The 11,165-nt window shown below is 66.5% G+C and carries 10 protein-coding genes; 7 read left to right on the top strand and 3 right to left on the bottom strand.

Annotated features, from left to right (window positions below; all coding sequences use genetic code 11):
* Positions 1-462 precede the first annotated feature (462 nt).
* Entirely contained in the window at positions 463-1,452 is a 990-nt protein-coding gene (locus tag ACQKDV_RS02800) for a fumarylacetoacetate hydrolase family protein (RefSeq protein ID WP_427782275.1), read from the top strand.
* 14 nt (positions 1,453-1,466) lie between these two features.
* Positions 1,467-2,135: a maleylacetoacetate isomerase gene (gene maiA / locus ACQKDV_RS02795; protein WP_427782274.1), complete on the top strand. Its 669-nt coding sequence runs from the start codon at positions 1,467-1,469 to the stop codon at positions 2,133-2,135.
* A 46-nt stretch (positions 2,136-2,181) separates the two neighbouring features.
* On the opposite strand, the gene ACQKDV_RS02790 is transcribed toward maiA, so the two are convergent.
* From ACQKDV_RS02790 to ACQKDV_RS02780, 3 genes are all read right to left on the bottom strand, one after another.
* The gene (locus ACQKDV_RS02790; RefSeq protein ID WP_427782273.1) at positions 2,182-3,642 is read right to left on the bottom strand and encodes a UdgX family uracil-DNA binding protein; all 1,461 of its coding nucleotides are present in this window, start codon (positions 3,640-3,642) and stop codon (positions 2,182-2,184) included.
* Positions 3,623-4,906 (bottom strand): putative DNA modification/repair radical SAM protein, encoded by a 1,284-nt coding sequence (locus ACQKDV_RS02785; protein ID WP_427782272.1) that lies wholly within the window; start codon positions 4,904-4,906, stop codon positions 3,623-3,625. Before ACQKDV_RS02785 ends, ACQKDV_RS02790 begins: the two co-directional genes overlap by 20 nt.
* A 130-nt stretch (positions 4,907-5,036) precedes the next feature.
* Complete coding sequence (locus tag ACQKDV_RS02780; RefSeq protein WP_427782271.1) at positions 5,037-6,167, bottom strand: PilT/PilU family type 4a pilus ATPase; 1,131 nt, start codon at positions 6,165-6,167, stop codon at positions 5,037-5,039.
* Between the two features lie 121 nt (positions 6,168-6,288).
* Between ACQKDV_RS02780 and ACQKDV_RS02775 the strand changes: the two genes are divergently transcribed.
* From ACQKDV_RS02775 to ACQKDV_RS02755, 5 genes are all read left to right on the top strand, one after another.
* Positions 6,289-6,654, top strand: a complete 366-nt coding sequence (locus tag ACQKDV_RS02775; protein ID WP_427782270.1) for a DUF4398 domain-containing protein — start codon at positions 6,289-6,291, stop codon at positions 6,652-6,654.
* Positions 6,651-7,535 carry a hypothetical protein gene (locus tag ACQKDV_RS02770; protein ID WP_427782269.1) on the top strand — a complete coding sequence of 295 codons (885 nt, stop codon included), beginning with the start codon at positions 6,651-6,653 and terminating at the stop codon, positions 7,533-7,535. The genes ACQKDV_RS02775 and ACQKDV_RS02770 overlap by 4 nt, the downstream gene beginning before the upstream one ends.
* Positions 7,536-7,859: 324 nt before the next feature.
* On the top strand, positions 7,860-8,096 hold the full coding sequence (locus ACQKDV_RS02765; RefSeq protein WP_079220527.1) for a YdcH family protein: 237 nt from the start codon (positions 7,860-7,862) through the stop codon (positions 8,094-8,096).
* Positions 8,097-8,471: 375 nt separating this feature from the next.
* Positions 8,472-9,842 (top strand): pyridoxal-phosphate dependent enzyme, encoded by a 1,371-nt coding sequence (locus ACQKDV_RS02760; RefSeq protein WP_427782268.1) that lies wholly within the window; start codon positions 8,472-8,474, stop codon positions 9,840-9,842.
* A gap of 123 nt (positions 9,843-9,965) precedes the next feature.
* Entirely contained in the window at positions 9,966-11,150 is a 1,185-nt protein-coding gene (locus ACQKDV_RS02755; protein WP_427782267.1) for a cystathionine gamma-synthase, read from the top strand.
* Positions 11,151-11,165: the final 15 nt, after the last annotated feature.

The following is an 11,165-nucleotide window of genomic DNA, read 5'->3' as shown; positions in this document are numbered from 1 at the left end:
TCACGCCCCTGCCACCGGACCCACCCCGCCTTCGACAGTTTCCCGCGGCTGTGGGTGCCAGCTGGTGTTGGTGGGTGCCGACCGTTGGTCGGCACGGGGTCTGACCCCAGATTCATGTCGATATCCGATAGATGTGCCGACCAACGGTCGGCACCCACCAACAGCCACCGACCAACTGTCGAAGGCGGGGCACTGTGGGTTTGCGGGGTGTGAGCGGCATGGATGCCGCGACCAAGGCTACATGGACGTACTTGCGCCGTCCCCGCAAATCCACAGTGCCCCGCCATCCCACGGAATGCCGCTCTGGCTTTTGAAGTTGAAGTTGCCTTGAGCAGGTGCAGGGCGCAGCCCTGCCGAACCCCCCACTACGGTAGGGTGGCCCGATGCCGCGCTGCAGCTTGGCTACATCGCGCATTTGATTACACTTGAAACTTGTTTGCCCACGACTCCGGACACCCACCCATGAAGCTTGGTTCTTTGAAGGAAGGCGGCCGCGACGGCACCCTCATCGTCGTCTCGCGTGACCTGCGCCACGGCGTCCGCGCCACCGGCATTGCCGCCACCCTGCAGCAGGCCCTGGAAGACTGGAGCCACATCGCCCCGCGCCTGAACGCGCTGTATGAATCGTTGAACGCCGGCGACGCCGATGGCGTGTTCGACCTCGACCCGCAGGCCTTGGCCGCGCCGATGCCGCGCGCCTATGAATTCGTCGATGGCAGCGCCTACCTGCCGCACGTCGAGCGCGTGCGCCGCGCCCGTGGTGCCGAGGTGCCGGAAAGCTTCTACACCGACCCGCTGATGTACCAGGCCACCAGCGCCGGCTTCCATGGCCCGCGCGATGCGGTCAAGGTGGTCAGTGAGGCGTACGGCATCGACCTGGAAGCCGAGATCGTGGTCATAACCGACGACGTGCCGATGGCCGCCACCCCGGAACAGGCCGCCGGCCACATCCAGCTGGTCGGCCTGGTCAACGATGTGTCGCTGCGCAACCTGATTCCCGGCGAACTGGCCAAGGGCTTCGGCTTCCTGCAGTCCAAGCCGCGCTCGGCGCTGTCGCCGGTGTTCGTCACCCCCGATGAGCTGGGCGCGGCCTGGCAGGACAGCAAGGTGCACCTGCCGCTGCTGACCCACATCAACGGGCAGTGGTTCGGCGCGCCGGAAGCGGGCGTGGACATGCAGTTCAACTTCGCCCAGCTGGTCGCCCATGCGGCCAGGACCCGTCCGTTGGGCGCAGGCACCATCGTCGGCTCGGGCACCATCGCCAACGAGGACACCAGCAAGGGCGCCTCCTGCTTCGCTGAACAGCGCACCGTGGAAACCCTGCGCGACGGCAAGCCCAGCACACCGTTCATGTCCTTTGGCGACGTGGTGCGCATCGAGATGCTCGACGCCGCAGGCAACAGCATCTTCGGTGCGATCGAGCAGCGCATCGAACAGGCGGCCCAGCCCTGAGCATGGAGGCGGCGATGGAGATCCGGGTCGACGACGGCCTCGTGCTGTACACCTACTGGCGATCCAGCGCCGCCTACCGCGTACGCATCGGGCTGGAGCTGAAGGGCCTGGTCTGGGAGGGGTGGCCGGTGCACCTGGTACGCGATGGCGGCGAGCAGCATGCCGAAGCCTATGCCGCGCTCAACCCGCAGCAGCTGGTTCCCACCCTGCTGCATGAAGGGCATGCGTTCACCCAGTCGTTGGCAATCCTCGAATACCTCGATGAGCGCTTCCCGCAGGTACCGTTGCTGCCGGTCGATGCGGTCGGTCGTGCGCGGGTACGGGCGCTGGCCCAGCTGGTGGCCTGCGACATCCACCCGATCAACAACCTGCGGGTGATGCAGTACCTCGAACGCAGCCTGCAGGTACCGGCCGATGCACGCACCCAGTGGACCCTGCACTGGATGGCCGAAGGCTTTGCGGCCATGGAGTCGATGCTCGCCGGCAGCGCCGACACCGGCAGCTTCTGCCATGGCGACCGTCCCGGCCTGGCCGACATCTGCCTGTTGCCGCAGTTGTACAACGCACACCGCTTTGGACTGGATCTGACGCCTTACCCGACCCTGCGCCGTATCGAAGCAGCGTGCCAGGCGCTGGACGCCTTCGACCGCGCCCGCCCGGAAAACCAACCCGACGCCGCCTGACCGAAAAAGGGGACGGAGGGGATTAAGTCGTTTGTGCACAAACGACTTAATCCCCTCCGTCCCCTTTTTCGTGCAGCTGGGCCAGGTCATCACGGAACAGCCGGTAAGCGTCCTCGCGCCTTGCATCGTCCGCCTGTCGCAGCACCCATGCCGGGTGCACGGTGGCGTAGCCGCGGGTGCCATCTTCCAGCGTGTGCCAGCGACCGCGGTCGTGTGACAGCTGGAAGCCCGCACCAAATACCGACGCGGCGGCAGTCGCGCCCAGGCAGACGATCACCTGTGGCCGCACCCGCGCGATCTCGCCCAGCAGCCACGGCTGGCACGCCCGCACATGGCGGCTTTCGGGACGCTTGTGCAGCCGCACCTTGCCGCGTCGCTCGTGGTGGAAGTGCTTGACCGCATTGGTCAGGTACAAGGTGGCCCGATCAATGCCCAGCTCGGCCAGTGCACGGTCCAGCAGCTGCCCGGCCGGTCCAGAGAAGGGGCGGCCGCACAGATCCTCGGTATCACCGGGCTGCTCACCGATCACCATCACCCGGGCATCGGCCGGCCCTTGGCCGAACACCACCTGGGTGGCCGGTTCCCACAATGGGCACTGGCGGCAGCCGGCCGCCTGCTGGCGCAGCGCATCCAGGCTGCCCGGCGCACGCCCGGCACCTTCGGCTGCAGGCCGTTGCGGGATCTTCCGTTGCGGTGCCTGCGCCGGCCGGTCGTGCATCTCCTGCACGCGATCGGCTGCGTCGCGCACCAGCCCCGGCAGCAGCTGCGCTTCGGGCAGGTGGCGCCAGTACCGCGCCGGCATCTCCTGCAGCATCATCCGGGTGTTCAAGCGGGCTGGATTGAAGATGCTGGCGTAGTAGGTCTGCCACAGCGACTCGCGTGCATCTTCGGCCGGGGCCTCCTCGCGGCGGCCGCCGGGTCCGAAGGCCAGGGCCTGGCCATCCCAGTGCACACTGCGGCCGGGGGTGAGGATGGCCCAGCGCATGCCGGCAAAGCGGCGCGCAAAGAACGGCGCGACCCGCTCGACAATGTGGTGGTCGGGCTCGAACCACGCGATGAAGGCATCGGTCTGGCCGGGCACTTCGCGGAAGCGCACGAACGCCTTCATCTTGTGGGCATCGCGGCGCACCGCCTGGGCCAAGGCCATCGCCCGCAGCACATCGGCGTCGGCCGGGTTGGACAGCACGCTGCGTTCGCCGTGGGCGATGCGCCACAGCAGCCGGTACAGCAGGGCCAGCCGCTGCGGCTCGCGATGGCACAGGCAGGTCGAAGCCAGTTCCATGAAATCGCGCGGGACGCTGGGAACGCTGGCGTCGGCGGGCAGAGGCGCACCCTGCACGGCCGGCGCATCCAGCAGTGAGGCGTCAGCACCTTCCTGCCAGTCCAGCTGCGCCGGTGCCACGTCGCGCAGCAGCGCCTCGCGCGCAGCGTCGCGCCAGGCCTCCAGCGACCATGGCGGGTCCACCCGCAGCGACCAGCGCTGCGCGTCAGGCTGCAGGTGGCGCATCGAACAACGAGCCCTGGCGCGGTGGCGGGGCCAGCTGCGCGCGCAACGCCGCTGGATCATCCAGCGCCTTGCGCGGATGGTGGTCGGCCAGCAGCACGAACGGCAGCAGCTTGCTCATCGGTGCCTTCAGCCGGGCCACGTCGGCCACCCGCAGGCGGCCGTGCCGGCGTGCCATCAGCACCCGCTTCACGTTGCGCACGCCCAGCCCGGGCACGCGCAGCAGCAGTTCCTTCGGCGCGCGGTTCAGATCCACCGGGAAGCGCTCGGGGTGGCGGATCGCCCAGGCCATCTTCGGGTCGATGTCCAGGTCCAGCATGCCATCCTGGGTGGTATCGGTGATTTCCTCCACGCCGTAACCGTAGAAGCGCAGCAGCCAGTCGGCCTGGTACAGGCGATGCTCGCGCTGCAGCGGGGGCGGCTGCAGCGGCAGCTGGCGGCTGGCATCGGGAATGGGGCTGAAGGCCGAGTAATACACCCGGCGCATACGGTAGTTGCCATACAGCGCGTCGGCACTGGCCAGGATCTGCTGGTCGTTGGCACCGTCGGCGCCGACGATCATCTGCGTGCTCTGCCCGGCCGGAGCGAAGCGGGGAGGGCGCGGGCGTGCACTGCGGGTGGCCAGTGGCGCGACCACGGCCGGTGCCTTGCGCGCCTCCTTGGCCTCCTCGATGCGCCAACGCAGCTCGCCCATCGCGCCGCGGATCGAATGCACGGTCTTTTCCGGTGCCAGCGCGCTCAGGCCGGCCTCGGTCGGCAGTTCCACATTGATGGACAGGCGGTCGGCATAGCGCCCGGCACTGGCCAGCAGCTCGGGCGAGGCCTCGGGAATGGTCTTGAGGTGAATGTAACCGGCGTAGCGGTGTTCCTCGCGCAGCTGCCGCGCCACTTCCACCATCTGCTCCATGGTGTAGTCGGCATTGCGGATGATGCCACTGGAAAGGAACAGACCCTCGATGTAATTGCGCTTGTAGAAATCCAGGGTCAGCGCGACCACTTCGTCCACGCTGAAGCGCGCCCGCGGCACGTTGCTGGAGACCCGGTTCACGCAGTAGGCGCAGTCGTACACACAGAAATTGGTCAGCAGGATCTTCAGCAGCGACACGCAGCGGCCATCCGGCGTGTAGCTATGGCAGATGCCCATGCCTTCGGTGCTGCCGATACCGCCGCTGGCGCGCGAGTCGCGCTTGCCCGCGCCGCTTGAAGCGCAGGAGGCATCGTACTTGGCGGCATCGGCCAGGATGGCCAGCTTGCGGATGGTTTCCATTGAGGAAACCTACGGACAGGCGGTCTCATTGGATGAGACGGCCTCTGAACCCTTCAGAAAAAAGGGGACGGAGGGGATTAAGTCGTTTGTGCACAAACGACTTAATCCCCTCCGTCCCCTTTTTTGCGGCTCAGAAGCCGTGGGTGATGCTGGGCTGGGTGGGCGAGGAGAAATCCGCGTACGGGTCGTGTTCGCCGCTGCCGCCCTCGGACAGGCGGAACTTCAGGGCCAGGCCATCACGCGAGTCGGCCGCGCGCAGCGCTTCCTCCTGCTCGATCACCCCGGCCTTGGCCAGCCGGAACAGGCACTGGTCGAAGCTTTCCATGCCTTCTTCCAGCGAGGCCTCCATGGCCGCCTTGATCTCGTGCACCTGCCCACGGCGCAGCAGGTCGCGGATCATCGGCGTGTTGATCAGCACCTCGGTGGCTGGAAGGCGACGGCCCTCCTTGTTCTTCACCAGGCGTTGGCTGATCACCGCACGCAGGTTCAGCGCCAGATTCATCAGCACGTTCTTGTGTGCGCATTCCGGGAAGAAGTTGAGGATGCGCTCGATGGTCTGGTCGGCGTTGTTGGAGTGCAGGGTGGCCAGGCACAGGTGGCCGGTCTCGGCAAAGGCGATGGCCGCCTCCATCGTTTCCGCATCCAGGATCTCGCCGATCAGGATCACGTCCGGCGCCTCACGCATCGCGTTCTTCAGCGCATTGTGGAAGGCATGGGTGTCCAGGCCGACCTCACGCTGGTTGACGATGGACATCTTGTGCTTGTGCAGGTACTCGATCGGATCCTCGATGGTGAGGATGTGACCGGTGGTGGTGCTGTTGCGGTGGTCGATCATCGACGCCAGCGAGGTGGACTTGCCCGAGCCGGTGGACCCCACCACCAGCACCAGCCCACGCGGGGTCATGATGACGTCCTTCAGCACCTGCGGCAGGTTGAGCTCTTCGATGCTCGGAATCCGGCTGCGGATGGCGCGGATGACCATGCCGACCTCTCCCCGCTGCTTGAACACGTTGACACGGAAGCGCCCGGCATCGGCCAGGGCGATGGCCATGTTGAGTTCCAGCTCGCGTTCGAACTGGGGAACCTGGCCCTCGTCCATCAGCGAATAGGCGATTTTCTTCACCATGCCCGGCGGCAGGCCGGTGTTGCCCAGCGGGTACAGCTTGCCCTCGATCTTGATGTAGACCGGCGCACCGGTGGTCAAGAACATGTCCGAAGCGTTCTTTTCGGTCATCAGCTTCAGGAAGTAGCCGATATCCATTGCGAATTTTCCCCAACGAAACTGCCGGCGCCCGTTGCAAGCACGGTGTCGGCTTGACGACAATGGCCGTGAACCGACAACCGGTACGGCCTCCCCAATGAAACGACTTAGCTTCGCACGAATGCGCCACAGCCTGTATGTGATGGCGTTTGCATTCGCACTCTCTGCCCCTGTCTGGGCGCAGGATGGCGCGATGGAACTGGCCCAGGCCCGCCAGGCGGTGGACAAGGCCACCCAGGCCGACGCCGACCAGTACGCCCCGGACCTGATCGGTCTGGCCCGCCAGGGCCTGGAGCAGGCCCAGCGCGCCGCCGGCGACCGCCGCGAGCGCAGGAACGCCCCGGCACTGGCCCTGCGTGCCGCTGCCGATGCCGACCTGGCCCGCGCCCGCAGCGAGGAAGCCACCGCCAGCGCCCAGCTGCAGCTTCGCCGCAACGAGGTCAACCAGCTGCAGCGCCAGCTGTCGACCGGGGAGGACCGCCGATGAAGTCGATCCCCGCTCTGGCCTTGGCCACCGCGCTGGCCCTGCCGGCCCTGGCCAGCGCCGCCGACAACCCGATGGTCGGCCAGCTGACCCAGCGCCTGATGAACATCCAGGCCAACCCTGATACCGCCGAGCTGGCCGCCTTCGAGCGCATGCAGGCCCAGCAGGCCATCGCCACCCTGGACAAGGCCAAGCGCCGCGACCAGGAGCTGGCCACCTATCTGGCCGAGCGCCGGGTCGAGATTGCCGAGACCAGCGTGCGCGCCGCCCTGGCCGCCCGTGAGGTGGACCGCCTGGACCGCACCCGCAGCGACCTGCTGATCGAAGCCAGCCGCCGCGATGCCGCCCGTGCCCGCCAGGAGGCCGAACAGCTGCGCATGCAGGCGCAGATGCAGGCTGAGGAGGCTGAGCGCCTGCGCCAGGCGGCCGAGGCCGAGACCCTGGCCCGGCAGGATGCCGAGAACGCCCTGACCAGCGTGGCCGGCAAGCAGCAGCAGCGCCTCAGCTCGGCGCAGCAGAACGCGGCCAAGCTGGCCCGCGAGGAAGCCGAGCTGGTGTCCGGGCAGAAGCTGCCGGGCTCGAAGTTCGACGCCCGCGGCGAGGTCTTCACCCTCGGCGGGGATGCGTTCGGTGCCGGCGCGTCCAGCCTGTCCGGTGGCGCGAAGAACCAGGCCAAGGCGCTGGCCGAGTACTTGAACATCGGCAAGAAGGGCCGTGTCCGCATCGAGGCCTATGACAGTGCCAATGGCGTCGGTCAGAAGCGCGCCGAAGCCCTGCGTGACGCCCTGGTCTCAGCCGGTGTCGCCAGCAGCCGCATCCAGGTCAGCGGAAAAAAGGCGGCGTCCACCAAGGTCCGCTCGGCCGAGGTCATCATCGCCCCGTAATTGTTTGAATTTGTTTGTTTTTCGTTGCTTTGAGCATTCAGCCTGAACCCCGCCCCGGCGGGGTTCGGTCTTTTTGACGCAGGGGTCTTGTACCGGGCCCGGAGCAGGCGTAGGGTCAATCGTCCGGGACGCAATGCCGCGGACCGGACGATGGGAGGGCCGGGCCGATGAAAGCAGGGCGCGAACCGCAGCAGACCGACGTGCGCAGGCCAGTGCCGCAGGTCGTTGTGGGCACCCATGTGGCAATCAACCGGCGCTCCTCCATGAACAACGCCCCGTGCCTTGCGGCCGGGGCGTTCGTGTATCTGCCGAAGGAGGTCCATCATGTTTGAAGATCAGCCCCAGAGCGAGATCGACGCCCGTCGCGCGCGTGATCCGGAGTTCCGGGCACTCCATGACCAGCACCGGAAGTTGAACAAGAAGTGCATGGACGCGGAGCTGGGTGTACTCCCGATCGATGATGTCACCCTGGGTCGCATGAAGCGCGAGAAGCTGCTGGCCAAGCAACGCCTTCTGCGTATGTACGAAACGCCGCTCGCTACGACGTCCCCCACGCACTGACGCCTTGGTCGCGCCGGGAACGGCGTGACCCGGCCAACGATGGCCTGCGGTGTGACCGGCAACGGCAGCCGCAACCGCGCCAAGGCACCACAGGCGGTGGTGCCTTGGCCCGCAGGCAACGGCCTGCAACATCCCTGCGTATTCCGTCCACCGATGCGGGCGGTACTGGTCTCCTCGTCGATCCGGGGCCGTCCGCATCTCCTTGGGCGCCAGCCGAGCGTGGGCTCGGCTCTACAAGGGTCACCGGGCGCTCATTGCCCTGGTGGGTGCCGACCGTTGGTCGGCACACCTCACCTCACACCGCCTGACTTTCGCGGCCATCCGACGGATAATCCACTGTCCGGCCCTGTGCGGCGCGAAGCGAAAGTCCTCCGAATGCCCATCCATTCCTCCGTCCTCGAACTCATCGGCCAGACCCCCATCGTCAAGGCCCAGCGCCTGGATACCGGCGTCTGCGAGCTGTATCTGAAGCTCGAAAGCGCCAACCCGGGCGGATCGATCAAGGACCGCATCGGTCTGTCGATGATCGAAGCAGCGGAACAGCGCGGCGACCTCAAGCCCGGCGCGACCCTGGTCGAAGGCACTGCCGGCAATACCGGCCTGGGCCTGGCACTGGTGGCGCAGCAGAAGGGCTACAAGCTGATCCTGGTCGTTCCCGACAAGATGAGCCGCGAAAAGATCTTCAACCTGAAGGCGATGGGCGCCGAAGTGCGCCTGACCCGTTCGGACGTGGCCAAGGGCCACCCGGAGTACTACCAGGACCTGGCCAAGACCATCGCCGAGCAGACCCCGGGCGCGTACTTCATCAACCAGTTCGGCAACCCGGACAACCCGGCCGCGCACGAGTTCGGCACCGGCCCGGAAATCCTCGAGCAGATGGGCGGTGACCTCGACGCCATCGTGTTCGGCTGCGGCAGCTCGGGTACCATGACCGGTCTGTCGCGCGCCTTCGCCACGCTGTCGCCGAAGACCGAGCTGGTGCTGGCTGATCCGGTCGGCTCGATCCTGGCCGAGTACATCAACGACGGCAACCTGAACGACAAGTCGGGCAGCTGGCTGGTGGAAGGCATCGGCGAGGACTTCCTGCCGTCGATCTCCGACTTCAGCCGCGTCAAGAAGGCGTATGCCATCACCGATGCCGAGAGCTTCCATACCGCCCGCGAACTGCTGGGCAAGGAAGGCGTTCTCGGCGGGTCGTCCACCGGCACCCTGCTGGCCGCCGCGCTGAAGTACTGCAAGGAACAGACCACGCCCAAGAAGGTGCTGGTGCTGGTGTGTGACACCGGCAACAAGTACCTGTCGAAGATGTATAACGACTACTGGATGCTGGACAACGGCTTCCTGGAGCGCCCGCAGCACGGCGACCTGCGCGACCTGATCCTGCGCCCGTATGGCCAGCGCGACACTGTCGTAATCGGCCCGAACGACCTGCTGACCACCGCCTACCAGCGCATGAAGCTGTACGACGTGTCGCAGCTGCCGGTGATGGACGGGGACCAGCTGGTCGGCATCGTCGATGAAAGCGACGTCCTGTTGCATGTCTATGGCGACGAGGCCCGCTTCCGCGATCCGGTGGCCACGGCCATGGTCAGCAAGCTGGACCGCTTGGACGTGAAGTCGCCGATCGAGGCCCTGCTGCCGGTGTTCGACCGCGGCCAGGTGGCCATCGTGATGGACGGCGGCACCTTCCTGGGTCTGATCACTCGCATCGATCTGCTGAACTATCTGCGACGTCGAGTGCAATAAACCGCAGATCGACACCGATCCCTGCTGAATTCCGGTTTATTCGCGTCAAAGCTCGTTAAGGCTGCGCTGATAGACTCCCGATCCTTTGACGGCGCCGTACGTCGGCGCCATTCAGGAAACGACATGTCCAACCCCACTTCGCCCGACCGCGCGCTGGCCCTGGCCACGCTGGCCATCCATGGCGGCCAGTCGCCCGACCCGAGCACCGGCGCGGTGATGCCGCCGATCTACGCCACCTCGACCTATGCGCAGTCCAGCCCGGGCGAGCACCAGGGCTTCGAGTACTCGCGCACGCACAACCCGACCCGTTTTGCCTACGAGCGCTGCGTGGCCTCGCTGGAAGGTGGCACGCGTGGTTTCGCCTTCGCCTCGGGCATGGCCGCCAGTTCCACCGTAATCGAACTGCTGGACGCCGGCAGCCACGTGGTGGCGATGGATGACATCTACGGTGGCAGCTTCAGGCTGTTCGAGCGCGTGCGTCGTCGCACCGCCGGGCTGGATTTCAGTTTCGTCGATCTGACCGACCTGTCGGCCTTCGAAGCGGCGATCACGCCGAAGACCCGCATGGTCTGGATCGAGACCCCGACCAACCCGATGCTCAAGATCGTGGACATTGCTGCGGTAGCCACCATCGCCAAGCGGCACGGCCTGATCGTGGTGGTGGACAACACCTTCGCCTCGCCGATGCTGCAGCGTCCGCTGCTGATGGGGGCCGACCTGGTGCTGCATTCGGCCACCAAGTACCTCAACGGCCACTCGGACATGGTGGGTGGCATGGTCGTGGTCGGCGATGATGCGCCGTTGGCCGAACAGATGGCGTTCCTGCAGAACTCGGTCGGTGGCGTGCAGGGGCCGTTTGACAGCTTCCTGGCCCTGCGTGGCCTGAAGACCCTGCCGCTGCGCATGAAGGCGCATTGCGCCAATGCCCTGGCCCTGGCCCAGTGGCTGGAAAAGCATCCGGCGGTGGACAAGGTGATCTATCCGGGCCTGCCTTCGCACCCGCAGCATGAACTGGCGGGCCGGCAGATGGCCGGCTACGGCGGCATCGTCTCGATCGTGCTGAAGGGCGGCTTCGAAGCGGCCAAGCGCTTCTGCGAGAAGACCGAGCTGTTCACCCTGGCCGAATCGCTGGGCGGCGTGGAGAGCCTGGTCAACCACCCGGCGGTGATGACCCATGCCTCGATCCCGCTGGCACGCCGTGAACAGCTGGGGATCAGTGATGCGCTGGTCAGGCTGAGCGTGGGTGTGGAAGACCTGGGTGACCTGCAGGTGGATCTGGAGCGGGCGCTGTCGGCCGCCACTGTATGATGGGGCGTCGCATCG

This window comes from Stenotrophomonas sp. NPDC077659, assembly GCF_050268705.1.
In the GTDB taxonomy this organism is placed as follows: domain Bacteria; phylum Pseudomonadota; class Gammaproteobacteria; order Xanthomonadales; family Xanthomonadaceae; genus Stenotrophomonas.
This window is presented reverse-complemented; position numbering and strand designations above follow the sequence as displayed.